This window comes from Streptomyces sp. NPDC043427 (assembly GCF_056436655.1).
On record NZ_JBWKCC010000043.1, the window covers coordinates 1 to 24,592 of the forward strand.

A 24,592-nucleotide genomic window follows, 5' to 3' on the forward strand; every position below is an offset into this window, starting at 1 on the left:
AGGACCCCAAGCCGTTCATCTGGACCAAGACCGCCGAAGAGATCCTCGATTCCCTCGCCCGCTTCTGCCAACGGATCTCTGGCGCAGGACACTAGTACCACGAGTACACGGTCAAGACGCCGGGGTCCTCCACGCGCGGCGCGCGGCGCATCGTCACCGGCCAGCGGAACGAGGAGGACTACTACACCGCCGACCACTACGCCACGTTCGACCTGGTCGACCACGACTGCTGAGGGCCTTCGGCCTCACTCGGGCTTACGGCCCTGTTCGGGCGCGCGGCTCTCGGCCACGGCGAACAGCGCGCACGCCAGCACGATCAGCACGACACTCGCGAAGACGCCGTAGCCGTCGAGGAAGTCGAGTCGCTGCAGGAGACCCACGTCCCAGTGGGCGAACTCGTGCAACAGGCCCATCACGCCCTGCACGAAGGCGATGAACCCGATTACCTCCAACACCTGTTTCATGAGCAGAACCCTCGCCCCGCGGGCCCCCCACGCACATCGGCCGCGGGGCGAGGCGCGTCCGGCGGAAGTTCCCGTCGGGCCGGGGCGGGCGCGCCGAAAGTCTGGGGTGGCGCGACTTTGGTCGGTGATTGCCGTCGGACCAGGGCGCAGGGCAAGCCTCGCGCATAGATTGGTCGACCGTGATGGCTGACAGGCCGGCGGGGACCCCGCCGGCGTTCGCGGGGCGTCGATGGCTGTTTCCGTCCGCGGTGGTCCACGAGTTCGACCCCGACGCGGGGCGCTCGGGGCGGCCCCGGCGCACCGCGCGCGACTGGATCGTCGACTTCTCCTGCTTCTTCCTGGCCATTGGCATCGGTCTCCTGGGCGCGGAGACCGTGCGGGACGAGGTGAACCTTCCGCACGCCGTGGCCGTCGCCGACCAGTGCCTGGGCGCCCTGGCCTGCGCCGCGGTCTGGCTGCGCCGCCGCTGGCCGGTCGGGCTCGCGGTCGCTCTGGTCCCCGTCGGCTTCGTGTCGAACACCTCGGGCGGCGCCTGCCTGGTCGCCCTCTTCACCCTCGCCGTGCACCGGCCGCTGCGGTACGTGGCCTGGACCGGCGGCGCCTCCCTGGCCCTGCTGCCGCTCTTCTACCTCCTGCGTCCCGACCCCGACTCGCCGTATCGCGTCGTGGTCGCCTTCGTCGCGCTGCTCACCGTCGCCGTCATCGGCTGGGGCCTGCTCGTACGGTCCAAACGCCAGCTCCTGCTGAGCCTGCGGGACCGGACCCGGCGCGCCGAGACGGAGGCGCGGCTGCGCGCCGAGCAGGCCCAGCGGCTGGCCCGCGAGGCCATCGCCCGGGAGATGCACGACGTGCTCGCGCACCGGCTGACCCTGCTCAGCGTGCACGCGGGCGGGCTGGAGTTCCGGCCGGACGCGCCCCGCGAGGAGATCGCGCGGGCGGCCGGCGTCATCCGGGAGAGCGCCCACGAGGCCCTCCAGGACCTCCGGGAGATCATCGGTGTCCTGCGCGCGGGCGACTCCGAGGACGCGGGCCGCCCCCAGCCGACCCTCGCCGCGCTGGACGCACTGGTCGCCGAGTCCCGTGAGGCCGGGATGAAGGTCCTCCTCGACAACCGCGTCACCGACCCCGCCGCCGTCCCCGCCTCCGTCGGCCGCACCGCCTACCGCATCGCCCAGGAGGCGCTCACCAACGCCCGCAAGCACGCCCCCGGCACGGAGGTCACGGTCGCGGTCACCGGCGCCCCGGGCGAGGGCCTCACCCTGTCGGTCCACAACCCGGCCCCCGAGGGCGAGGTCCCGGCCGTCCCCGGCTCCGGCCAGGGCCTGATCGGCCTGACGGAACGGGCGACGCTGGCCGGGGGCCGCCTGACCCACGGGCCGCAGGAGGACGGGGGCTTCATGGTGCGGGCGTGGCTGCCGTGGGGGTGAGCGAGGGGACCTCTCGCCCCCTGGCCCCGGACCCCCTCGACGAACCCGGTGCGAGCGTCAACACGCGCCCCGCGCACCGTGATTACGTAAGCCCCATGACTGTCATCAGACTCCTCCTCGTCGACGACGACCCACTCGTGCGGACCGGCCTGTCCTTCATGATGGGCGGCGCCGAGGACATCGAGATCGTCGGTGAGGCCGCAGACGGCGGCGAGGTCGAGGCGCTGGTCGACCGCACCCGCCCGGACGTCGTCCTGATGGACATCCGGATGCCCACGGTGGACGGCCTGACGGCCACGGAACTGCTGCGCCGCCGCGAGGACGCACCGCAGGTCGTCGTCCTCACCACCTTCCACGCCGACGAACAGGTGCTGCGCGCCCTGCGCGCGGGCGCCGCCGGATTCGTCCTCAAGGACACCCCGCCCGCCGAGATCCTCGACGCGGTACGCCGGGTCGCGGCCGGCGACCCCGTCCTGTCGCCCACCGTGACCCGCCAGTTGATGCGGCACGCGGCCGGAACGGCCGCCGACACCCGCCACGCACGCGCGCGTGAGCGGATCGCCACCCTCAACGACCGCGAACGCGAGGTCGCCGTCGCCGTCGGCCGGGGCCTGTCCAACGCAGAGATCGCCACCGGGCTGTACATGAGTGTCGCCACGGTCAAGACCCACGTCTCCCGCATCCTGGCCAAGCTCGACCTCAACAACCGGGTGCAGATCGCCCTGTTGGCCTACGACGCGGAACTCCTGGACGACGACGGGCACTGAGCGCCGGCGTCGCGCGTTGGCACAGTAACGGGAGGGGAAGTGCCATGGCGGACGTGATCGACCTGGGGGAGTTCGGCGCCGGATTCCGGCAGGACCCGCACGGGGTGTACGAGCGGCTGAGGGAGCGCGGCCCGGTGCACCGGGTGCGGCTGCCTGCGCCCGACGCGCACCACGAGACCTGGCTCGTCGTGGGACACGAGGAGGCGCGGGCCGCGTTCGCCGACCCCCGCCTGTCCAAGGACGGCAGCCGCATCGGCGTGGTCTTCCTCGACGAGCAGCTGATCGGCAAGTACCTGCTGGTCGCCGACCCGCCCCAGCACACACGGCTGCGCGCCCTGGTCTCCCGCGCGTTCACCCCACGCCGGGTGGAGGAGCTGCGGCCCAGGGTTCAGCGGATCACCGACGACCTGCTCGACGCGATGCTGCCGCAGGGTCGCGCCGACCTTGTCGAGTCGTTCGCCTACCCGCTGCCCCTCACCGTGATCTGCGAGCTGCTCGGCGTCCCCGAACTGGACCGCACGGCGTTCCGCAAGCTGACGACGGAGGCCGTCGCGCCGACCAGCGCGGACAGCGAGCACGACGCGTACGTGCGGCTCGCCGCGTACCTCACCGAACTGATCGAGCTCAAGCGCCGCGCCGGGCCGGGCGACGACCTGCTGAGCGACCTGATCCGCACCACGGCGGAAGACGGCGACCGGCTCTCCCCGGGCGAGCTGCGAGGTATGGCGTTCATCCTGCTCATCGCGGGCTTCGAGACCACGGTCAACCTCATCGCCAACGGTGTCCACGCCCTGCTCACCCACCCCGATCAACTCGCCGCCCTGCGCGCCGACATGACCCTCCTCGACGGCGCGGTCGAGGAGATGCTGCGCTACGAGGGGCCGGTGGAGAACGCGACGTTCCGGTACGCCGCCGAACCCCTGGAGATCGGCGGCACGCCCATCGGCCAGGGCGAGGCGGTCATGATCGGCCTCGCCGCAGCCGACCGCGACGCCGCCCGCTACCCCGACCCCGGCCACTTCGACATCCGCCGCGACACCCGAGCCCACCTCGCCTTCGGCCACGGCATCCACTACTGCCTCGGCGCCCCGCTTGCCCGCCTCGAAGCCCGCGCCGCGATCCACACCCTCCTCGGCCGCATCCCCACCCTCACTCTCGACGGCCCACCCGGGGAGTGGCTGCCGGGCATGCTGATGCGCGGGATGCGGAGCTTGCCGGTGCGCTGGTAGAGCCCGGCGCGGCAGCACCTTGGAACACCGGGTCCGCTCAGCCGCCCGGCACCTCGGCCAGAGCCACCGGTCTGCGCTCCCTGCGCGATGTGTCGCACGCGTCGGCGATCCTCAACGCCTGCAACGCCTCGCGTCCGTCACACGGGTTCGCCCGCTCACCCCGCACCACTTCGACGAACGCCGCCAGCTCGGCCTCGTAGGCGGGAGCGAACCGCTCCAGGAAGCCGCCCCACGGCTTGTCGGCGGCCGGCGGGCCCGTCGGCTCCGTGGAGGCGATCGGCGTACGGTCGTCGAGCCCCACGACGATCTGGTCGAGCTCCCCGGCCAGCTCCATGCGCACGTCGTAGCCCGCCCCGTTCAGCCGCGTCGCCGTGGCCGTCGCGAGGGTGCCGTCGTCGAGGGTGAGGACCGCCGCCGCCGTGTCGACGTCCCCCGCCTCGCGGAACATCTGCGGCCCAGCGTCGGACCCGGCGGCGTACACGTCCACCACCTCGCGCCCGGTCACCCAGCGCAGCACGTCGAAGTCATGGATGAGCGTGTCCCGGAACAGCCCGCCGGACAGAGGCAGCCACGCGGCCGCGGGCGGCGCCTGGTCCGACGTCACCGCCCGGACCGTGTGCAACCGCCCGAGCCGCCCCGAGCGCACCGCGTCCCGCGCCCCCGTGTAGCCCGTGTCGAAGCGCCGCTGGAACCCCATCTGAAGGATCGTTCCGGCCGTCTCCACCTCGGCGATCGCCTGTAAGGTCCCCGTCAGGTCGAGCGCGATGGGCTTCTCGCAGAACACCGGCAGCCCCGACCGCGCCGCCCGACCGATCAGCTCGGCGTGTGCCTCGGTGGCCGTGGTGATCACCACCGCGTCCACGCCCCACCTGAAGATCTCGTCCACGCCCGGCGCCGCCGTCTCCCCGAGCCGCCCCGCGAGCTCCTGCGCCCGCGCCGGGTCCGCGTCCGTGAGGATCAGGGAACCGACCTCACGGTGGCGGCTGAGTGTGTTGGCGTGAATCGCGCCGATGCGACCTGTACCGATAACCCCGATGCGCATGAAAACAAAGTGGCCACGGAGCCTCGGCGATGTCAATGCGTATGTCCGGACAATCGAACTACAAAACTTCCCGTCACCCGGTCGCGGAGCTACGCTCGGCCCGTGCCGAAACCAGAAGTGGACCCGACCGTGCAGCTCGAGCTCCGTGTGGACCGGAGCTCTCCCGTGCCGTTGTACTTCCAGCTGTCCCAGCAGCTGGAAGCCGCGATCGAGCACGGCACGCTGACCCCCGGCAGCCTGCTCGGCAACGAGATCGAGCTCGCCGCGCGGCTCGGCCTGTCCCGGCCGACCGTCCGCCAGGCCATCCAGTCCCTCGTCGACAAGGGCCTCCTGGTGCGCCGCCGAGGGGTCGGTACGCAGGTCGTGCACAGCCAGGTCAAGCGCCCCCTGGAACTCAGCAGCCTCTACGACGACCTGGAGGCCGCCGGACAGCGCCCGGCGACCAAGGTACTCGTCAACACCGTCGTCCCGGCGACCGCGGAGGTCGCCGCCGCACTCGGCGTGGCCGAGGACAGCGACGTACACCGGGTGGAACGGCTGCGTCTCGCCCACGGTGAGCCGATGGCGTACCTCTGCAACCACCTCCCGACCGGCCTGTTCGACCTGGACACCGCGCAGCTGGAGGCCACCGGCCTGTACCGGCTGATGCGGGCCGCCGGCATCACCCTCCACAGCGCCCGCCAGTCCATCGGCGCCCGCGCCGCCACCGCCTCCGAGGCGGAACGCCTGGCCGAACCGGAGGGCGCCCCCCTCCTCACCATGCAACGCACCACCTTCGACGACACGGGCCGCGCCGTCGAGTTCGGCGACCACACCTACCGCCCGAGCCGCTACTCCTTCGAGTTCCAGCTCCTGGTGCGGCCATGAGGCATGCCCCGGACACCTGCTCTCTTCGTCGCATTGTCCGGACAATCCGACCCGCGTAGCCGGACTGTCGGAGACACGACCAGCGACGCGCCCCCAAAGGGGCGCGGGGCTGTGTCCATGTGCGGCTCCACCGCGTGGGCGCGACAAGGCACCGTGGGGCCGCACGCCGCAGACGGTACGCGCCACCCCGCTCCCACCCGGGCACAGCACAAGGCGCCGACGTGAGGCAGAATCGGCGGCGATGAGCACCTACCGCGACCTCAGCGCCCCCATCGGCTCCCGGCGCGCCCCCGCACTCCGCACGGTCGGCACCCGGGAGCGCCGCTCGCACCTGACCGCACCCCGCGTGCCCACGGTCGGCATCGACATCGGCGGCACGAAGGTGATGGCGGGCGTCGTCGACGCCGACGGGAACATCCTGGAGAAGGTCCGCACGGAGACCCCGGACAAGTCCAAGAGCCCCAAGGTCGTCGAGGACACCATCGTCGAGCTGGTCCTGGACCTGTCCGACCGGCACGACGTGCACGCCGTCGGGATCGGCGCCGCCGGTTGGGTGGACGCCGACCGCAACCGCGTCCTGTTCGCCCCGCACCTGTCCTGGCGCAACGAGCCGCTGCGCGACCGCATCGCCGGGCGCCTCGCGGTCCCCGTCCTCGTCGACAACGACGCCAACACCGCCGCCTGGGCCGAGTGGCGCTTCGGCGCCGGCCGCGGCGAGGACCACCTCGTCATGATCACGCTCGGCACCGGCATCGGCGGCGCGATCCTGGAAGACGGTCAGGTCAAGCGCGGCAAGTACGGCGTCGCGGGCGAGTTCGGCCACATGCAGGTCGTCCCCGGCGGCCACCGCTGTCCGTGCGGCAACCGCGGCTGCTGGGAGCAGTACAGCTCGGGCAACGCACTGGTCAGGGAGGCCAGGGAGCTGGCCGCCGCCGACTCCCCGGTGGCGTACGGGATCATCGAACACGTCCAGGGCAACATCGCCGACATCACCGGCCCGATGATCACCGAGCTGGCGCGCGACGGCGACGCCATGTGCGTCGAACTGCTCCAGGACATCGGCCAGTGGCTCGGCGTCGGCATCGCCAACCTGGCGGCCGCCCTCGACCCCTCCTGCTTCGTCATCGGCGGCGGGGTGTCGGCCGCCGACGACCTGCTGATCGGCCCCGCGCGGGACGCCTTCAAGCGTCACCTCACCGGGCGCGGCTACCGCCCCGAGGCCCGTATCGTCCGCGCCCAGCTCGGCCCCGAGGCCGGCATGGTCGGCGCCGCGGACCTCGCGCGTCTCGTCGCCCGGCGCTTCCGGCGCGCCAAGCGGCGCCGGGTGGAGCGTTATGAGCGCTACGAGCGGTACGCGGAGGCCGTCCGCCGTACCCGGGACACGGCATGACGGCCTCGCTGCCCCGCCAGGCCACGCCCCCGGACGAGCCGCCCGAGCCGGCCGAGGACCACCGCCACATGATCCGCCGCAGGGCCATCACCTTGCTGATCATCGTGCTGCTCATCGGCGTTCCGGCCGGCTACCTGGTGATCTCCGCCAACCAGAGCCGCGACAGCGGCAAGGACAAGGAGGCGAAGTACTCGGCGACCGGACTGACCGCGGGCTGGCCGTCGACCGTGCAGCGCCGCCTCTACCAGGTGCCGATCCCGCACCCGTCCACCAAGGTCGCCTACTACGAGACGAACAACTGGAAGACCAGCCGTCTCTACGTCCAGTTCCAGACCACCGCCCCCAACCTCGATCTCTTCCTGGACGCCCTGGACACCGACCGGACCTGGCTGAAGCAGGACGACATCACGATCAGCCACCGCGACCAGAAGGTCACCGGCTGGAAGTTCACCGGTCCCGGCCCGTGGTGGAGCCTCGTCCACCAGCAGAAGAACCCGGCGCCCACCCACGACGTCGTGGTGAACCTCGCAGATCCCGACCACCCGATGATCTACGTCGTCTCGCGCACGGTTCCTTGATCGAGCCGGTCCCGGAGCGGTCCGGTCGGTCCCGGAGCGGTCGCCGGGGCCGATTGTCAGACCCCGCCCGTAGAGTCGAAGACGTCTGATCCGACTCGAGGGCGGGAGGTGAACAGAGCGTATGACCGACACGGCATCGGTGACCGACACTGCATCGGTGACCGGGATGGCAGGGGTGTCGGGGGATGCGAGGGAGCCCGTCCCCGTGCGTCTCGCGGCCGTCTTCCTGCCCGCACCCCTCCCGCGCGACGGACAGGTCGCCTTCTGGGACCCCGAGGGGGGCGACCTGCCCGCCGCACCCACGGAGCTCACCGTCGTACGACGGCATGGCGCCGGAGTGCGACGCCGGACCGCCCCCGCCCTGTCCCTGCCCCTCGCCGAGGCACTCCCGCTGCTCGTCCGCGCCCGCCGCGACCCCGCCGCCCACCCCGCCACCGCCTGCTGGGGCGCGGCCGCGCTGCACGCCCTGCGGCTCGCCGCGCGCGGCCGGCTGCTGCCCGGCCTCACCGCCACCGGGCACGACGCCTGGCGCGCGGGCCCCCTCGATCCGGACGACATCGCCCACCTCCGCGCGGTCGCCGCAGCCCTGCCGTTCGAGGGCCATGCCGTCCCGCTGCCCGGCCCCGGCCCACTCCGCCTGCCGCAGCCGGAAGCGCTGATGCGCGCCTTCCTGGACGCGGTCGCGGACACCCTGCCCCGCACCCCCGCGGCGCCGTACTCCGCCGGAAAGCCCTTCGCCGACCGCCGCCCCCACCGCCTGCCCGATGCCCACGAGTGGGCCGCCGAGGTCGCCGCCGGGATGGACGCGGGCGTGCGGGTCTCGCTGCGCCTGGACCTCTCGGCGTACGACCTGTTCGACGAGGCCGGTGCGGTACGGGCCGCCGGCGCGGCGATCGTCCAGGTCCACAGCCTCGCCGACCCCACCCTGGTGGCCGACGCGGCGGCGCTGTGGGCGGGCGAGGCGGACACCGCATTCGGTCCCCGCGCGCGTGTGGACGCGGCTCTCGCCGTGCGACGCGCGGCCCGGGTCTGGCCACCGCTGGCCCGGCTCGCCGACCAGGACACGCCCGACGTCCTGGCCCTGACCGAGGAGGAGCTGAGCGATCTGCTCGGCGTGGCAGCCACCCGGCTCGCGGCCGCCGGAGTAGCCGTCCACTGGCCGAGGGACCTGGCGCACGACCTGAGCGCGGCGGCGGTGGTACGACCCGCGCCGGGCTCGGCGACCGATGGCACCGGCTTCTTCGAGAGCGAGGAACTGCTCCAGTTCCGCTGGCAGATGGCGCTCGGCGGCGACCCGCTCAGCGAGGCAGAGATGGACGCCCTCGCGGAGGCCCACCGACCGGTCGTCCGTCTCCGCGACCAGTGGGTCCTGGTCGATCCGGCCCTCGTCCGCAAGGCCCGCAAACGCGAACTCGGCCTGCTCGACCCGGTCGACGCGCTGTCCGTCGCCCTCACCGGCACCGCGGAGGTCGACGGGGAGACGGTCGAGGCGGTCCCCGTCGGCGCGTTGGCCGCCCTGCGCGACCGACTGACCGCCGGTCTACGGCCGGCCGACCCGCCCCCCGGTCTCCAGGCGATCCTGCGCGACTACCAACTCCGAGGCCTGGCCTGGCTCGACCTCATGACCTCCCTCGGCCTCGGCGGCTGCCTCGCCGACGACATGGGCCTCGGCAAGACGATCACACTGATCGCCCTGCACCTGAAACGGGCCCGCAGCGCACCGACCCTGGTGGTCTGCCCGGCCTCCCTGCTCGGCAACTGGCAGCGGGAGATCACCCGCTTCGCGCCCGGCGTCCCCGTCCGCCGCTTCCACGGCCCGGAGCGCACCCTGGACGGCCTGACCGGCGGCTTCGTCCTCACGACGTACGGCACGATGCGCTCGGCCGCACCGACGTTGGCGGCGCAAACCTGGGGCATGGTCGTCGCGGACGAGGCCCAGCACGTCAAGAACCCCTACTCGGCCACGGCGAAGGCCCTGCGTACGATCCCCGCCCCCGCGCGCGTGGCCCTGACCGGCACCCCGGTCGAGAACAACCTGTCGGAACTCTGGGCCCTGCTGGACTGGACGACCCCGGGACTCCTCGGCCCTCTGAAGTCCTTCCGCGCCCGGCACGCGCGCGCGGTGGAGACCGGTGAGGACGAGGAGGCGGTGGAGCGCCTGGCCCGCCTGGTGCGCCCCTTCCTCCTGCGCCGGAAGAAGTCCGACCCGGGGATCGTCCCCGAGCTGCCGCCGAAGACCGAGACGGACCACCCGGTCCCGCTCACCCGCGAACAGGCCGCGCTGTACGAGGCGGTGGTGCGCGAGTCGATGCTGGCCATCGAGACGGCGGAAGGCATCGCCCGCCGGGGCCTGGTCCTCAAGCTCCTGGGCGCACTGAAGCAGATCTGCGACCACCCGGCGCTGTACCTCAAGGAGGAAGCGGCCGCCCGTGACGTCCCCCACGCTCGGCTTCGCTCGCGCGGGGGGACCCCCGCCGCCGCCCGCTCCGGCAAACTCGCGTTGCTCGACGAGCTGTTGGACACCGTGCTGGCCGAGGACGGCTCCGCTCTGGTCTTCACGCAGTACGTCGGGATGGCCCGCCTGATCACCTCCCACCTGGCCGTCCGCGCGGTCCCGGTCGACCTGCTGCACGGCGGCACGCCCGTACCGGAACGCGAACGGATGGTGGACCGCTTCCAGAACGGCACGACCCCGGTCCTTGTCCTGTCCCTGAAGGCCGCCGGCACCGGCCTGAACCTCACCCGCGCGGGACACGTCGTCCACTTCGACCGCTGGTGGAACCCCGCCGTCGAGGAACAGGCCACCGACCGTGCCTACCGCATCGGCCAGACCCAGCCCGTCCAGGTCCACCGCCTCATCACCGAGGGCACGGTCGAGGACCGCATCGCCGAGATGCTGGCATCCAAGCGCGCCCTGGCCGACGCCATCCTCGGCTCGGGTGAGTCGGCCCTCACCGAACTGACGGACCGTGAGCTGACCGACCTCGTGAGGCTACGGAGGGAGGCGTGAGCGAGATGTCCGACGGGCGGAAAGAGACGGGTGTCGGCGGGACGGGCGCGAGCGCCGATGAGACGAGTGCGGGTGCCGGTGAGACGGGTGCCGGTGCCCCTGCGACCGACAGGCCCGCAGACGCGGCACGCCGAGCGCTGAGAGCGGCACGGGAAGGTGAGGTCCGGCCCGTTGAGGTGGGCCGGTCCGGTGACGGGCCCCGCAGTGCTGATGTCGTCCGTCCCGCGGACGCGGCCCGGGAGGCACTGCGGCGGGCGCTCGCGGGGCGGCGCGGGGCAGGGGGCGAGGACTCCGGCGGCGTGGATGAACGGGCAGCAGGCGGCCATGCCGTACCTGCCACGCCCGCAGGATCTGCCGAGCCCACAGAGCCTGCTACGTCCGCCATGCCCGCGGCAGAGCCCGCCGTGCGTGCCGTGCCTGCCGTGCCCGAGCGAGGCGAGCGGCCCGCGGACGTCGCCCGTCAGGCGCTGCGTGCTGCTCGCACCGAGGCGCGCCAGGCCCGGGAGGAATCCGAACCCGGTCGCCGACGGTCGCCCCGTGCGGAGGCGGCCGAGGACCACCACCGGCGTGGGAGGCCTGGCCGAACAGCCGGTGCCCAGAGCCGTGACCGGGGCCCAAGTGGCCCTGGCGGTGGTCCGGAGTCCGGTGGGTCGAGCGCCGAGCGGGATCCCGGCCGTCCGAGTCATCACCGTGCACCCGGTGGCGGTGCCGCCCGCGACCTGCGGAGTCTGCTCGCGGGTGCGTTCCGGATGCCGTCGGATGCGGAGGAGGAGCCGGGGGAGGCCGAGCAGTCTCCTGGGACCGGGGACACCCCGGCGCAGCGGCGTTCGTCTGCCGAGGCGGACGACAGGGGCGCTGCCGCGGCGGGCGACTGGACCTCTGCCGATGCGGGCGACTGGACCTCTGCCGAGGCGGGTGACAGGGGCGCTGCCGAGGCGGCTGGCAAGGGCGCTGCCGCGGCGGGCGACTGGACCTCTGCCGAGGCGGGCGACTGGACCTCTGCCGAGGCGGCTGACAAGGGCGTTGCCGAGGCGGGCGACCGGGGCGTTGCCGAGGCGGGCGACCGGACCTCGACGCCGCTCCCGCCTCCGTCCCCTGCCCGGGCCCCCTCACCGCTCCCCCCTCCGTCCGCCTCCCTGTCCCCGCCGCCCCCTCCGCCTCCGTCCACTTCCCTCTCCTCCCCGTCCCGGCCCACGCCTCCGTCCCCACCCGCGACGGACGCCGACCCCACCCCCCGGCACCCCCGTTCCATGGCCGCCCCCGCCCGGGACGGCGACCACCGTCGTACCTTCCCGGCCTTCCCTGCCCGCGTGTCGGACGGTGAGGACGCCCGCTTCGCCGAGACCTGGTGGGGCAACGCCTGGGTCGCGGCGCTGGAGGAGGGCGCGCTGGACGCCAAGCGGTTGGCCCGTGGGCGGGGTTACGCCGAGCAGGGGCATGTGGACGCCATCACGGTCACACCCGGGCTCGTGCTCGCGTATGTGCAGGGCAGCCGCCCTCGCCCGTACCGCGTACAGGTGCGGCTGCGGACGCTCGGTGACGCGGACTGGGAGCGATTCCTGGAGGCGGCGGTGGAGCGGCCGGGGCACATCGCCGCACTGTTGGACAAGGAGATGCCCGAGTCCCTCGCCGACTGCGGAGTGTCGTTGCTGCCCGGCCCCGGAGACCTCGACCCGCACTGCAGCTGCCCCGACCGCGGCCACCCGTGCAAGCACGCCGCCGCCCTCTGCTACCAGACCGCGCGCCTGCTCGACGCCGACCCCTTCGTCCTGCTTCTGCTGCGTGGCCGCGGGGAACGCGAGGTGCTCGACGCGCTGTCCCGCCGCAACGCCACACGCGCGGCCCGCGCCGCGCAGGAGCGGGAACCGGCGCCGCTTCCCGGCGTACGTGCCTCCGAGGCGCTCGCAGCGCGCCAACTCCCGCCCCTGCCCGCTCCTTTGCCGGTGCCCCCGCACCCGGAGCAGCCCCCGGCGTACCCGGCGGCACCCGGCGGCCCCGACCCCTTCGCGCTGGACCAGTTGGCGACCGACGCCGCCGCCCGGGCGCACGCCCTGCTCAGCACCGGACGGGACGAGGTCGGCGAGCTGACCCTGTGGCAGGACGCGGTACGGATCGCCGCGGCCCGCCCCGGTTCCGGGCTCACCGCGGCGACCCGCTCCCTTTACTCCTCGCTCGCCTCCGCGACCGGCCGCACCCCGTCGGAGCTGGCGCGGGCGGTCGCCGCCTGGCGCCAGGGCGGGCTCGACGGCCTCGGTGTTCTCGAAGAGCCCTGGGACCCGCCGGCCGGCCGCTTCGACCGCGCCCGCCCACTCCTCCTGGCCGCCGACCTCCCCGCCTTCCGCCCCTGGCGCAACCGCCTCACCCACCCCCGCGGCCACGTCCAGCTCCGTCTCGGCCGGGACGGCCTGTGGTACGCCTATGAGTCGGAACCGGCCCACGACGACTGGTGGCCCCGAGGCACCCCCGACCCCGACCCGGTGGGCGCCCTGACAGGCCTGGGCACGCCCACCGATTTCTGACCTCACCCACCCCGACGCACCCACCCACCAAGGACGTGGTGGTGGTGCGCATGCGGGGGCAGGAGGGGAGACCCTCGGGCCGCATGGCAGCATCGGGCGACGTGCATGTATCCACGGCGGTGCGGAGCCTGCGTGCGGCGGTGTTCGCCGTGCTGTGTGTGCTGCTTGCCGCCGGGGGGCATCTGCTGGCCACAGGTGCGGCGCCGCCGGTGTGGGGGCAGGTGGCGGGGGGCCTGCTGGTGTTCGTGGCCGGCTGTCTGCTGGGCGGACGGGAACGGTCGCTGGTCGGTATCGGCGGGGGGACGCTGACGTCCCAGGGTGCGCTGCACTTCGCGTTCGCCGCCGTCCGGCCGCATTCCGTGACGGTCATGCAGGGTATGCGGATGTCCCACTCCTCCGCCCATGCGCTGACCCCTCACGCCACCGGCGCCCACATGGCGGCGGCCCTCGTGCTGACCTGGTGGCTGCGGCGCGGCGAGGCCGCGCTGTGGTCGCTGCTGCGGTGGGCGGTCGCGTTCGTGCCAGGCCTTGTCGCCTGGCTGCAGGTGGTACGGGGAGCGCGAGGCGTACCGGTCGTGCCGCGGCAGGCACGTCGGGCTGCCGGTGAAGCGCGGCCACTGCACCATGCGCTGCTGCGGTACGCCGTGCACCGGCGAGGACCGCCGACGGGGATGTCGTACGCGATCTGAACCTCGACATCCCTTCCTGAGTACGGAGATCCACTCACCCATGTCCACGACTCGCACCACCACCCTGCGCCGGGCCGGCCTCGTCGCCACCCTGGCCGCTGCCGGAGTCATCGCCGCCGCCGGTGCCGCTTCCGCGCACGTCACCGTCCACCCCGAGAGCTACGCCAAGGGCGCCACGGACGGCGTCATCACCTTCCGGGTACCGAACGAGGAGGACACGGCCGGCACCACAAAGGTCCAGGTCTTCCTGCCGACCGACCACCCCGTCCTCGGCGTGCTCGTCTCGCCGCAGGACGGCTGGACCGCCAAAGTGACGAACACGAAGCTCAAGACGCCCGTCAAGACCGACGACGGCACCATCACCGACGCCGTCTCGGAGATCACCTGGACCGGCGGCAAGATCGGGGCGGGCCAGTTCGAGGACTTCGACGTTGCGTTCGGGCAGCTTCCCGACGACACCGACCAGCTGACCTTCAAGGCCCTCCAGACGTACTCCGACGGCAAGACCGTCCGCTGGATCGAGGAGGCGGAGTCCGGCGGGGAGGAGCCGGAGAACCCGGCGCCGGTCATCAAGCTCACCGCGAAGGGCGCGCAGGAAGACAGCGCCTCCACCACGACCTCCTCGGCGACTACGAAGAGCTCCGACAGTTCCAAGGCGACCGCGTCCAGTAGTGACTCGACCGCCCGCGGGCTCGGCGTCGCCGGGCTGACCGTGGGTGTGCTGGGACTGGCGGCCGCCGTGTTCGCCGTCGTCCGCAGCCGCTCCGTCGGATCCCGAGCCGAGTAGGACATGTGGTCGGTCCTGCCGCCGGATACCTGGCGGCAGGGCCGGTGTCGGCCGTCTACCCCGCCTCTCATGTGACGTGCGCCATACAAGTGGTCCGGCCACCAACAGCCCGCAGCTGCGCGCCTGGCAGTCGTCGCAGCCGCCCGTTCGGGGCAACGCCCGGTGACCGAACAGCGTCTCTGGCGGCCGTCCGGCCGCCGGCTCACCGACATGTGGTCCGGCCGGGCCAGAACGCCGTATGAGCCTCACTCGTAGGGTCGGCCGGTTCGGCTGCCGAGTTCCGGCGGGACGCTGTGTCCTGTATCACTCTCTTCGGGGTGAGTGGCAGGCCCGGGGTCTGCGCGTACCCACCGGTGACGAGCGGAGCCCGGATGCGAGGATGAGGCCGTCATGACTGCTGGGTGGGGTGCGCGCACGGTACGGGCCGCGATGTTCGCGGCCGTCTGTGTGGTGTTCGCTGCCCTCGGACACGTCATGATGTCCGGTTCCCCCGTGCCGTGGTGGACGATGGCCGCCGGGTTCGCCGCGACGGGCTGCGTCGGCTGGACTCTGACGGGCTGTGAACGCGGCGTCCCGCTGGTGGTGTCCGTCGCGGTAATGGCCCAGGGGGCGCTCCACTCGGCCTTTTCGTTGGTCCATTCGGCGCCCTCGGGACCCGGCACGGGGTCCGTGGCGCGGTACATGAGCGGCATGTCCATGGACGCGATGGACATGGGTTCCATGGGGTCCATGGACATGGGGCACGTGGCGCACGCCGAGTACCTCGGTCACATGGCGCACGGCACGGGCGGCACGCCGTCGCTGGGCATGCTCGCCGCCCACGCGCTGGCCGCGCTGCTGAGCGGCCTGTGGCTGGCCTACGGCGAGCGGGCCGCGTTCCGTCTGCTACGGGCCGTCGCCGGGTGGCTGGCCGCCCCGCTGCGGCTTCCTCTCGCCGCGCTGCCCGTCCCGCCGTGCCGACCCAGTCTGCGGCCGACGCGCGAGCGTTCGGAGCGGGTGCCGCGGCTGGCGCTGACGCACACGATCATCTCTCGGGGGCCTCCGGCCGGGATCGCTGTCATCTGAGACAGCCGGTTTCCCGAGGCCGTCCCACAGGCGCCGTGTCTGTCGGTGCCGGGGCTTCGGGCACGGGGCGTGCACGCCGTACGCCCCCCTCCCACTCCCGTCCCGGGACCTTCCGCGGCGGCGCGCCGCACGCCCGGCGTGCCAAGGCGCTTTCGCCCGTGCCGCCGTGCCGGATGTCCCGGCCCCCCGAGAAGGACATCAGGTGATCACTCCTGTCCTCCCCGCGTCGCGCGGGAAACGTGCCGCGGACCATGCCGTGACGCATCAATCCCACGTGACCTCGGTACCTGAAGACCCGGCCACCGCCTGGGCCCTCGCCGCCCGCGCCGGTGACCCCGACGCCGTCGACCGTTTCGTGCGCGCCCTGCATCCGGACGTCGTCCGCTACGTCACGTACCTCTCCGCGGACCGGCAGATGGCCGACGACCTCGCTCAGGACACGTTCCTGCGGGCACTCGGTAGCCTGCACCGCTTCGAGGGGCGCTCGTCGGCGCGCACCTGGCTGCTGTCCATCGCGCGTCGCACGGTCGTCGACAGCCTGCGGTACGCCGCCACCCGGCCGCGGTCGGCCGACGTGGACGACTGGACGGCCTGGGCCGAGCGGGCCCAGCCGAAGGATCTGCCCGGCTTCGACGAAGGCGTGGCCCTGCTCGACCTGCTGGACGCGCTGCCCGCCGAGCGCCGCGAGGCGTTCGTCCTCACCCAGCTGACGGGACTGCCCTACGAGGAGGCCGCCCGGGCCGGCGGCTGTCCCGTCGGGACGATCCGCTCGCGGGTGGCACGAGCCCGGGCGACCCTCGTCGAGCTTCTTGACGAAGCCGAGGAACCCGGGGTCCCGGCTGCCGCAGCCGCCTGACGCCAGGGGGGTGCCGGTGCCCACCGGCGCCCCTTCCCAAAGTCCGTGTGGCCCTGGCCGCCACCGAGGCTCACTGAACGGTGTGTTCCGCGTCCGGCGCGGCACACGTTTCGCACGCGGCAGGCTTCGACCAGGCCGAGGCCACCGCCCGCCTCCACCGAGCCCTCGACCAGCGCGGCATCGCCCTCGACGAGCGGGAGCGTGCTGCGGGCCGGCATCCCGGCGGGGATCGTCCCCGACCTGTTCGAGGACGAGATCTGGACACCGGTGGACTTCGTGGCCCGGTCCCTCGTCCCTCTCGGTCTCACCCCGAAGCGCCCAGCCGGTGCGGTCTTCCATCGACCGAGACCTGGTCCTTCGCTACCTGGACCACTGCGTCACAGCGGGTGCTGCCCACCCCGGCCCGACGACAGCCCGATTCGGCAACGCCCGCAAAATAACCGGGACTTGCGGGGAACTCACTGCCACCGAACCCCGACTACTGCAACAGACCACTTCAACCCATGAGCACATCGCGCACATGAGGAGCCCGCATGTCGATGAACCGGCCGGTCGCCACCGCCCTGGCCGCAGCCCTCTGCCTGCTCACAGCGGCATGCGGCGACTCCTCCGACAACGACAAGGCGAGCGACAAGACGACCGAGGCCGCCGCGTCGAAGACCGGCTACCCGGTGACACTGGAGAACTGCGGCCAGAGCGAGACCTTCAAGAAGGCCCCCAGCCGGGTGGTCGTCATGAACGGCGCCTCCGTCGCCGAGGTCTCCACCCTCCTCGCCCTCGGCCTCAGCGACAAGATCGTCGCCAACCAGCAGAGCTACGGCATGTCCGAGGTGGTCGGTCGGGCCAAGGCCATCAAGGCCCTGCCCACGGGCGACGTCAAGCTCAACGACGCCTACGACATCCCCCGCGAGGCGATGATCGGCCTGCGCCCCGATCTCGTCCTGTCCACGACGTCGTACGGCTTCGACGAGAAGAACGGCTTCGCCACCCGCGAGCAGCTCAAGCAGGTCGGTGCCAACAGCTACGTGTCCCCGCAGGGCTGTGACCAGGACACCTCGAAGATGACCATCGCCGACAGCTACACGCTGCTGCGCGACATGGGCAAGATCTTCAACAGCAGGGACGAGGCCGAGAAGCTGATCGCCGCCTCCGAGAAGAACATCGCGGCGGTCTCGGACAAGGTCAAGGGACAGAAGCAGCCCAAAGTCATGGTGCTGTTCTCCAACATGACCATGGGCGGCAACGACTTCAGCTCGGTCGTCGCCAAGGGCATCTACAACGACATCCTCGCCAAGGCCGGCGGCGCCAACGCCTTCGAGAACGCCTCGAAGACGTCGTTCGCCGACCTGAGCAAGGAGACGGTGGCCGCCACCGACGTCGACGCGCTCGTCGTCATCGGCTACAACGACCCGAACCCGGCGGCCTACGCCGAGAAACTGCTGAAGGAGTTCCCCCAGTGGCCGGCCGCCAAGAACAACAAGTACGTGGCCCTGTCGGACTCGATGTACCTCGGCCCCAGCAACGACCTGGCCGTGGAGAAGATCGCCAAGATGCTGCACCCGGACGCCGTCTGAGCGGACCCGGCCGGCTGCGGGTCGCCCTCGCCTTCACCCTGCTGCCCGTCGCGCTGGTCACCACGATGATCGTGGCGATCAGCATCGGCGCGGTCAACGTCCCGCTCGGTGACGTGTGGACGATCGTCCTGCACCACGTCACCGGCGCGGGGGCGGCGCCGAGCGATCCCGCGCTCGACCAGATCGTCTGGAACTTCCGCACGCCCCGGGTGGTCCTGGCCGCCCTGGTCGGCGCGGGCCTGGCCGTGTCGGGCGCGGTGCTGCAGACGGTGGTGTCCAACCCCCTCGCCGATCCCATCGTGCTCGGCTTCTCCTACGGGGCCACGCTCGGCGCGGTACTGGTCATCACCCTGGGCGGCGGCGCCGCGCTCGCCGGGCTCGGGGTGTCGGCGGCGGCCTTCATCGGCGCGGTGGTGGCGGGCGCGCTGGTCTTCGCCCTCGGGCAGCGGCGGGGCCGGCTGGCGCCCACCCGGCTGGTGCTGGCGGGGGTCGCGGTCGGCTACGTCTTCCTGTCGGCGACCAGCTTCGTCCAGTTGCAGGCGACGCCGACCGAGCTGCGGACCGTGATGTTCTGGATGCTGGGCAGCGTGGCAGGGGCCCAGTGGGACCAGCTCCCCACCGTCACGGTGGTGGTGCTCGCCGGCACCGCGCTCCTGACCCTCTTCGGCCGGCGGCTCAACGTCCTGCTCGCCGGCGACGAGTCCGCCACCGCGCTCGGCGTCGACGTCAACCGGCTGCGCGCCGTGCTCCTGGTCCTCAGCGCGCTGCTGACCGGAACCGTCATCGCCGTTGCCGGCAGCATCGGCTTCGTCGGCCTGATGATCCCGCACCTGGTCCGTCTCACCACCGGCGCCGACCACCGCCGGCTGCTGCCCCTGACCGCTCTGCTGGGTGCGGTCTACCTGGTCCTCGTGGACCTGCTCTCCCGCACCCTCACCCGTCCCAACGAACTGCCGCTGGGCATCCTCACCGCCCTGCTCGGTGCCCCCTTCTTCCTGTGGCTGCTGCGCCGCAACAAGGGCCTGGACTGAAGCATGAAACTCACCGTCGACCAACTCACCGTCGACCAGCTCCACATCACCCTGGACCGTCGGCCGATCCTCCGCGACGTGAGCCTCGAGGCCCGCAAGGGAGACATCGTCGGCCTCGTCGGCCCCAACGGCAGCGGCAAGTCGACCCTGCTGCGCGCCGTCTACCGCTCGCTCCGCCCGGCCGACGGCGTCGTCAGGGTCGGGGACGACGACGTGTGGGCGCTGTCCGCCCGCGCCGCCGCCCGCCGTACCGCCGCGGTCCTCCAGGACGCCACCGGCAACACCACCGGCCTGACCGTCACCGAGATCGTCGCCCTGGGCCGCGCCCCCCACCACGGCCTGCTGGGACGCGACGGCGCCGATGACCACCGTGCCGTGGAGGAAGCCATCGACCGCTGCGGCGTACGACCGTACGCACACCGCGACTACGCCTCCCTCTCCGGCGGGGAACGCCAACGCGTTCTGCTGGCGCGGGCGTTGACCCAGAGCCCGCAGCTCCTCGTGCTGGACGAGCTCACCAACCACCTCGACATCCGCGCCCGGTTCGAACTCCTCGACCTGATCCGCGCCACCGGTATCACCACGCTGGCGGTCCTGCACGACCTCGATCTGGCTGCCCGGCTCTGCGACCACTTGGTCGTCCTGCACGAGGGAGCCGTGGTCGCCGCAGGGCCGGTGCTCGAAGTGCTGAACCCGGAGATCCTCAGGGACGTCTTCGGCGTACGGGCGAGCACCGAGCGGCACGCCGACGGCGTCATCCGCATCACCTACGGAGCCCAGCCACTCGCCCACGACCGGACGGCCGAGGCCGGGGACGACACCGCCGCCGAGACGGTCGCCGGCTGATCTTCCCGGTCATGGAGTACGAGCAGCGCGGCGTCGGTATGGCGAAGCACCTGTACTGATGCTGATCGCCGGCCGCCGGGAGCCGAAGACCGGCCTGGCCGGCCGGCAGGCGAAGGCCAGGATCGCGATCCGCGCCGTGGTCCTGCTGGCGTTGGGCACCGCGATGGCGATGGAATACGGGGGAGTGGTCATCCTCGGCTTCTACGGGGTCTACTTCCTGCTGGCCCTGCCCCTGCTGCGCCTGCGGGCCAGGACACTCGCGACCATCGCGGCCGCCCTCGCCCTCGTCACACCACAGCTGTCGTTCGCCCTGAACTCGCTGCTGACCGAGCCGGTCCGGCAGAGCATCAACGCCCACGACCCGCTCCACCGGCTCAGTGACGTGGGAGTGCTCGATCTGCTGTTCACCGGCTTCTACCCGACGATCACGTGGATTCCGTTCGTGATCGCCGGTATGGCGCTGGCCCGCCTCGACCTGTCCCAGGCCGCCGTCCAGTGGCGCCTGGCCGCGCTCGGCGCCGCCCTCACCGTGGCCGCGTACGGCATGTCCTTGCTGCTGGCCGGCAAGGACGCGTTGAGGAGCACGGCGGAGGACGGGTCGTCGTCCGGCGGCTCCGGGTCGATGCCCCTCGACAGCGGGTCGCTCGAGCCCGATCTTCCGGCCTCGTCGCTCTTCACGGCCGGGCCGCACAGCGGCACCACGTTCGACATCATCGGCAGCGTGGGAGTCGCGATCCTCATGATCGTGGGCGCGACGGTGGCGATGGACCGCCTCCCGCGACTGCGCCGCCTGGCCAAACCGGTCGTCGCCGTGGGCACCATGTCCCTGACCGCCTACGTCGGCCACTTCGTCATCCAGGGCTGGCTGCCCTGGTTCGGCGCGACCTACGACGAGAGTCCTGGGTGACGCTGCTCATGTTCATCCTCGGGGCGACCGTGTTCGCCGCGGTCTGGTCCCGCTTCTTCCGCCGCGGACCCCTGGAGTACCTGCTCAACGCCGCCACCAAGCCGGCGAAGCACATCCGATGAGGCCAGGCCGGGCTGGCTCGCCTCCACGTCCCACCCCGGCCTGAACCGCTCACGGATCCAGCAAACGGCTCACGAATTCGAGTGGGAGCCGAACAAGACCGGGAGCCGTTCGCCTCACCCTGCCGGCCGACGGCGCGCACCAGCTGACGGCCCTGGTGCTCGCAGCAACTTCTCCTCGCCGGGGCGGACCAGGCGATGGACTACGCGGCCCGGCCCCACCTTGAACAGATCGCTGTCAACGCTTCCGTCTGCGCCCGCCCCGGCCCGCAGCCGTTTTCCCGGCCGTCACCGTGCCCGCTGTCGCCGTTTCCCTCTGCGGACCGGGCCGGTCCGCAGAGACCACCAGAGCCGCAAGGGCCGTGGTGACCGGCACCGAGGCGACCAGACCGATCGAGCCCACCAGCGTACGCACGATCTCCTCGGCGACGAGCTCGCTGTTGGCGACTGCGCCCACGCTGCTCTGCGCTATCGAGAAGAGCAGCAGCAGCGGCAGCGCGGCACCTGCGTAGGCGAGGACGAGTGTGTTGACCACGGAGGCGATGTGGTCGCGGCCGATGCGGATGCCGGCGCGGTAGAGCCCGCGCCAGCCCATCGTCGGGTTGGCCTCGTGCAGCTCCCAGACCGCCGATGTCTGGGTCACCGTGACGTCGTCGAGCACGCCGAGGGAACCGATGATGACGCCGGCGAGGAGCAGACCGCTCATGTCGATCGACGGATACAGGCCGTGGATCAGGCCGGTGCTGTCGTCCGTGTTGCCGGTGAGGGCGGCCCAGCCCATGAACTGCGAGCCGAGGATGCCGATCAGCAGCAGCGAGACCAGGGTGCCGAGCACCGCCACCGAGGTACGGGCGGAGAGGCCGTGGCACATGTAGAGGGCGATCAGCATGATGGCGCTGGAGCCGATCACGGCCACGAGCAGCGGATTCGAGCCCTGCAGGATTGCCGGCAGGATAAAGAAGTTCAGCACCATGAAACTGATGGCCAGGGCGGCCAGCGCCATCACGCCGCGCAGCCGGCCCACCACCACGACGGCAAGCGCGAAAATGCCGGCCAGCAGGCCCATCGGGAATCGGCGGTTCACGTCGGCGACCGAGTACTGCAGGTCCTTGGGTGCGGAGGGCTCGTAGGCGGCCACGACCTTCTCGCCCTGGTGCAGCTGCCGCGACTGGTCGGGTTGCACGATCTCGGTGAACGTACGGCCCTTGTCCTTGCCGGTGTCGACGCGAATCGTCGCCTTCTTGCAGGTGCCGCCCGCCTCCTGCTGGGCGGAGGTGCCCTCGGCGGTGGAGCTGTCGCCGGTCGGGGTCTCCCCGGAGGCGTTGACGGACTCGCAGCTCACCTCAACGACTTTGGTGACCGTGGCCTGCTGCGTCTGGCGGTCGAAGCCGACGCCGGTGCGCTTGTGCGGCGGGGCGCCGCCGGGCCAGAGCACCACGAGCCCCACTATGACGGCGACGGTGAAGGGGATCAGGATCGCGGCGATGACCTTGCGCAGGTGCCGGGAGACTGGCGCGGCAGGCCCGTGGCTGTGGCTGTGCCCGTGACTGCCGGCGCCCGCTCCGCGGCCGTGATCGGGGCCATGTCCGGTGCCGGTCACAGGGGGGCGATCGTTACCCACCACGGGGGTGTGCCCGTGGCTCATGGTCGGAGAGTGGCTGTGGCCCGCGTCGGCATCTGGTGCGTAGCCGGGGTGAGGTGCCGACTCGGAAAGATCCCCGTACCGGTAGTCGTGGCCGTACTCGCTTGCGTGACCATCCCTGGCTCGGGGCCGGTTGCCGACGCCGTTCCAGTCTCCGGCGCTCTGCCGGTCAGCGGCTCCCATGCCGTCTCCCTCGCGGTTGTCCTGCCCCCTCCGGAGCCGGGCCTGCGTGACGGCTCTCAGGAAGAGTACGGGAACCGCTGGTCGTGGTCTCAGCCCGATCATCGCGAGAACATCGAGGGCCCTTTGTGCACCGTGACTGGATCACGGGCCTTCCCGGCCGCAACATCCACAGCATCCCCGAGCGAGTGCCGCGCCCCGCCCCCCATCGGCACGATGCCGCTCAGGCGCTGGAGGGAGCGTGGCGGCCCTCGGCACCGCAGCAGGGCGCGGACGTGGCGCACCCGGGCTGGACCCCGATCCTCTTGGAACCGGCGCGCGCCTCCCCTGGAGGGGGTGAGCGGATCGGGCGCGCGTCACCAACTGCTCTCGGTCACGCCGGGGAGCTCGCCGGCGTGCGCCATCTCGCCGCCCGACCCGGGGTCCTCAGACGCCAGCCACGAGTTCGGGATGCTCGTGCTCGCAGGTGTCGTCGATGCCGTAGGTGTCCCAGGCGGGGAACGGGTCCTTGGGCGGCAGGCTCTCGCCGTCGGCCATGAGGCAGTCGGTCAGTGCCGCCTGCAGTGCGTCTGCGTGCAGGTGCGTGCCGATGAAGACCAGTTCCTGGCCGTCGGGGCTGTCGGAGCCACGAGCGGCGGAGGGTTCGAAGCGTGCGACGGAGCCGGCCTGTGACCACAGGCCCGTCACCTGCGGGCGGCTGGCCAGTGTGAAGAACCCCTTGGATCGCAGGATCTGCCCGTACGCGCCGCTGTCGAGCTCCTTGGTCACGAACGTCCACAGCCGACCCGGATGGAAAGGCAGCTCGGAGCGGAAGACGGTCGAGGAGATCCCGTACTCCTCTGTCTCGGGGACGTGTTCTCCGTTGAGCTCCATCACCCAGCCGGGGGCCTGTTGAGCGCGTTCCAGGTCGAAGAGCCTGGTGCCCAGTACGTCGCCGGCCTTCACGCGGCCGTGGACGGCCGGGACGATGCGCGCGGCCGGGTTGAGGCGGGTGAGCGTCGCCCGCAGCCGGTCCGCCGACTCCTCGTCGACGAGGTCGAGCTTGTTCAGGACGATGACGTCGGCGAACTCGATCTGGTCCATCAGCAGGTCGCTGACGGTGCGTTCGTCGTCCTCGTACTGGTCCAGGCCGCGCTCCACGAGTTCGTCGCCCTGTTCCAGTTCGGGCAGGAAGTTGGCGGCGTCGACGACTGTCACCATGGTGTCCAGCCGGGCGATCTCTCCGAGAGCGGCGCCGTCGTCGCGGGTGAAGGCGAAGGTCGCGGCCACCGGCATGGGTTCGGAGATGCCGGACGACTCGATGAGCAGGTAGTCGAAGCGGCCCTCGCGGGCCAGCCGGTCGACTTCCTCGAGCAGGTCGTCGCGCAGGGTGCAGCAGATGCAGCCGTTGGTCATCTCGACCAGGCGCTCCTCGGTGCGGGACAGGGCGGCGTCGCCGCCGCGCACGAGGGCGGCGTCGATGTTGATCTCGCTCATGTCGTTGACGATGACGGCGACGCGCAGACCCTCGCGGTTGCCGAGGACGTGGTTGAGGAGGGTGGTCTTGCCCGCGCCGAGGAAGCCGGACAGGACGGTGACGGGCAGTCGGCCGGCCTGCACGGGC

Annotated in this window: 19 protein-coding genes and 2 pseudogenes; 17 read left to right on the plus strand and 4 right to left on the minus strand. The window is 72.1% G+C overall.

Going from position 1 to position 24,592, the window contains the following annotated elements; genetic code table 11:
• Positions 1 to 95 precede the first annotated feature (95 nt).
• A pseudogene (locus tag AC067M_RS42080) lies at positions 96 to 233 on the plus strand (ribonuclease domain-containing protein); the annotation flags it as partial.
• 12 nt (positions 234 to 245) lie between these two features.
• On the opposite strand, the gene AC067M_RS42085 reads toward AC067M_RS42080, so the two are convergent.
• Entirely contained in the window at positions 246 to 464 is a 219-nt protein-coding gene (locus AC067M_RS42085; protein ID WP_478702286.1) for a hypothetical protein, read from the minus strand.
• 182 nt (positions 465 to 646) lie between these two features.
• On the opposite strand from AC067M_RS42085, the gene AC067M_RS42090 reads away from it, so the two are divergent.
• The 3 genes from AC067M_RS42090 to AC067M_RS42100 all read left to right on the plus strand — a co-directional run bounded on the left by AC067M_RS42090 (position 647) and on the right by AC067M_RS42100 (position 3,887).
• Complete coding sequence (locus AC067M_RS42090; RefSeq protein WP_478702343.1) at positions 647 to 1,891, plus strand: sensor histidine kinase; 1,245 nt, start codon at positions 647 to 649, stop codon at positions 1,889 to 1,891.
• 95 nt (positions 1,892 to 1,986) lie between these two features.
• A complete protein-coding gene (locus tag AC067M_RS42095) occupies positions 1,987 to 2,658 on the plus strand; it encodes a response regulator transcription factor (protein ID WP_478702287.1) in 672 nt (223 codons plus the stop codon).
• Between the two features lie 44 nt (positions 2,659 to 2,702).
• Positions 2,703 to 3,887: a cytochrome P450 family protein gene (locus AC067M_RS42100; protein WP_478702288.1), complete on the plus strand. Its 1,185-nt coding sequence runs from the start codon at positions 2,703 to 2,705 to the stop codon at positions 3,885 to 3,887.
• Between the two features lie 37 nt (positions 3,888 to 3,924).
• Here AC067M_RS42100 and AC067M_RS42105 read toward each other — a convergent pair whose 3' ends face one another.
• Entirely contained in the window at positions 3,925 to 4,929 is a 1,005-nt protein-coding gene (locus AC067M_RS42105) for a Gfo/Idh/MocA family protein (protein WP_478702289.1), read from the minus strand.
• Positions 4,930 to 5,058: 129 nt separating this feature from the next.
• Here AC067M_RS42105 and AC067M_RS42110 point away from each other — a divergent pair, with 129 nt between their 5' ends.
• The 13 genes and pseudogenes from AC067M_RS42110 to AC067M_RS42170 all read left to right on the plus strand — a co-directional run.
• On the plus strand, positions 5,059 to 5,796 hold the full coding sequence (locus tag AC067M_RS42110; protein WP_478702344.1) for a GntR family transcriptional regulator: 738 nt from the start codon (positions 5,059 to 5,061) through the stop codon (positions 5,794 to 5,796).
• Between the two features lie 241 nt (positions 5,797 to 6,037).
• A complete protein-coding gene (locus tag AC067M_RS42115; protein WP_478702290.1) occupies positions 6,038 to 7,186 on the plus strand; it encodes an ROK family glucokinase in 1,149 nt (382 codons plus the stop codon).
• Positions 7,183 to 7,764, plus strand: a complete 582-nt coding sequence (locus AC067M_RS42120) for a sugar kinase (protein WP_478702291.1) — start codon at positions 7,183 to 7,185, stop codon at positions 7,762 to 7,764. The genes AC067M_RS42115 and AC067M_RS42120 overlap by 4 nt, the downstream gene beginning before the upstream one ends.
• A gap of 166 nt (positions 7,765 to 7,930) precedes the next feature.
• Positions 7,931 to 10,774 carry a DEAD/DEAH box helicase gene (locus AC067M_RS42125; protein ID WP_478702345.1) on the plus strand — a complete coding sequence of 948 codons (2,844 nt, stop codon included), beginning with the start codon at positions 7,931 to 7,933 and terminating at the stop codon, positions 10,772 to 10,774.
• A gap of 383 nt (positions 10,775 to 11,157) precedes the next feature.
• The gene (locus AC067M_RS42130) at positions 11,158 to 13,293 is read left to right on the plus strand and encodes an SWIM zinc finger family protein (RefSeq protein ID WP_478702292.1); all 2,136 of its coding nucleotides are present in this window, start codon (positions 11,158 to 11,160) and stop codon (positions 13,291 to 13,293) included.
• Between the two features lie 83 nt (positions 13,294 to 13,376).
• A complete protein-coding gene (locus AC067M_RS42135) occupies positions 13,377 to 13,982 on the plus strand; it encodes a hypothetical protein (RefSeq protein ID WP_478702293.1) in 606 nt (201 codons plus the stop codon).
• Positions 13,983 to 14,022: 40 nt separating this feature from the next.
• Positions 14,023 to 14,769: a YcnI family protein gene (locus AC067M_RS42140; protein ID WP_478702294.1), complete on the plus strand. Its 747-nt coding sequence runs from the start codon at positions 14,023 to 14,025 to the stop codon at positions 14,767 to 14,769.
• 390 nt (positions 14,770 to 15,159) lie between these two features.
• Entirely contained in the window at positions 15,160 to 15,834 is a 675-nt protein-coding gene (locus tag AC067M_RS42145; protein WP_478702295.1) for a hypothetical protein, read from the plus strand.
• Positions 15,835 to 16,036: 202 nt separating this feature from the next.
• Positions 16,037 to 16,690 carry a sigma-70 family RNA polymerase sigma factor gene (locus AC067M_RS42150; RefSeq protein ID WP_478702296.1) on the plus strand — a complete coding sequence of 218 codons (654 nt, stop codon included), beginning with the start codon at positions 16,037 to 16,039 and terminating at the stop codon, positions 16,688 to 16,690.
• 533 nt (positions 16,691 to 17,223) lie between these two features.
• Positions 17,224 to 18,264: an ABC transporter substrate-binding protein gene (locus AC067M_RS42155; RefSeq protein ID WP_478702297.1), complete on the plus strand. Its 1,041-nt coding sequence runs from the start codon at positions 17,224 to 17,226 to the stop codon at positions 18,262 to 18,264.
• 65 nt (positions 18,265 to 18,329) lie between these two features.
• A complete protein-coding gene (locus tag AC067M_RS42160; RefSeq protein ID WP_478702298.1) occupies positions 18,330 to 19,295 on the plus strand; it encodes a FecCD family ABC transporter permease in 966 nt (321 codons plus the stop codon).
• Between the two features lie 3 nt (positions 19,296 to 19,298).
• Positions 19,299 to 20,141: an ABC transporter ATP-binding protein gene (locus AC067M_RS42165; RefSeq protein ID WP_478702299.1), complete on the plus strand. Its 843-nt coding sequence runs from the start codon at positions 19,299 to 19,301 to the stop codon at positions 20,139 to 20,141.
• A gap of 55 nt (positions 20,142 to 20,196) precedes the next feature.
• Positions 20,197 to 21,170, plus strand: a pseudogene (locus tag AC067M_RS42170) (DUF418 domain-containing protein); the annotation flags it as partial.
• A gap of 235 nt (positions 21,171 to 21,405) precedes the next feature.
• Here AC067M_RS42170 and AC067M_RS42175 read toward each other — a convergent pair.
• Both AC067M_RS42175 and AC067M_RS42180 read right to left on the minus strand, forming a co-directional pair.
• Entirely contained in the window at positions 21,406 to 22,812 is a 1,407-nt protein-coding gene (locus AC067M_RS42175; RefSeq protein ID WP_478702300.1) for a YibE/F family protein, read from the minus strand.
• 603 nt (positions 22,813 to 23,415) lie between these two features.
• A complete protein-coding gene (locus AC067M_RS42180) occupies positions 23,416 to 24,588 on the minus strand; it encodes a GTP-binding protein (protein ID WP_478702301.1) in 1,173 nt (390 codons plus the stop codon).
• Positions 24,589 to 24,592 lie beyond the last annotated feature (4 nt).

Excerpts from the sequence above, each read along its gene's own strand:
- AC067M_RS42085 (WP_478702286.1), bottom strand. The coding sequence starts at position 464 with ATGAAACAGGTGTTGGAGGTAATCGGGTTCATCGCCTTCGTGCAGGGC.
- AC067M_RS42090 (WP_478702343.1), top strand. The coding sequence starts at position 647 with ATGGCTGACAGGCCGGCGGGGACCCCGCCGGCGTTCGCGGGGCGTCGA.
- AC067M_RS42095 (WP_478702287.1), top strand. The coding sequence starts at position 1,987 with ATGACTGTCATCAGACTCCTCCTCGTCGACGACGACCCACTCGTGCGG.
- AC067M_RS42100 (WP_478702288.1), top strand. The coding sequence starts at position 2,703 with ATGGCGGACGTGATCGACCTGGGGGAGTTCGGCGCCGGATTCCGGCAG.
- AC067M_RS42105 (WP_478702289.1), bottom strand. The coding sequence starts at position 4,929 with ATGCGCATCGGGGTTATCGGTACAGGTCGCATCGGCGCGATTCACGCC.
- AC067M_RS42115 (WP_478702290.1), top strand. The coding sequence starts at position 6,038 with ATGAGCACCTACCGCGACCTCAGCGCCCCCATCGGCTCCCGGCGCGCC.
- AC067M_RS42120 (WP_478702291.1), top strand. The coding sequence starts at position 7,183 with ATGACGGCCTCGCTGCCCCGCCAGGCCACGCCCCCGGACGAGCCGCCC.
- AC067M_RS42125 (WP_478702345.1), top strand. The coding sequence starts at position 7,931 with ATGGCAGGGGTGTCGGGGGATGCGAGGGAGCCCGTCCCCGTGCGTCTC.
- AC067M_RS42130 (WP_478702292.1), top strand. The coding sequence starts at position 11,158 with ATGCCCGCGGCAGAGCCCGCCGTGCGTGCCGTGCCTGCCGTGCCCGAG.
- AC067M_RS42135 (WP_478702293.1), top strand. The coding sequence starts at position 13,377 with ATGGCAGCATCGGGCGACGTGCATGTATCCACGGCGGTGCGGAGCCTG.
- AC067M_RS42140 (WP_478702294.1), top strand. The coding sequence starts at position 14,023 with ATGTCCACGACTCGCACCACCACCCTGCGCCGGGCCGGCCTCGTCGCC.
- AC067M_RS42145 (WP_478702295.1), top strand. The coding sequence starts at position 15,160 with ATGACTGCTGGGTGGGGTGCGCGCACGGTACGGGCCGCGATGTTCGCG.
- AC067M_RS42155 (WP_478702297.1), top strand. The coding sequence starts at position 17,224 with ATGTCGATGAACCGGCCGGTCGCCACCGCCCTGGCCGCAGCCCTCTGC.
- AC067M_RS42160 (WP_478702298.1), top strand. The coding sequence starts at position 18,330 with ATGATCGTGGCGATCAGCATCGGCGCGGTCAACGTCCCGCTCGGTGAC.
- AC067M_RS42165 (WP_478702299.1), top strand. The coding sequence starts at position 19,299 with ATGAAACTCACCGTCGACCAACTCACCGTCGACCAGCTCCACATCACC.
- AC067M_RS42175 (WP_478702300.1), bottom strand. The coding sequence starts at position 22,812 with ATGAGCCACGGGCACACCCCCGTGGTGGGTAACGATCGCCCCCCTGTG.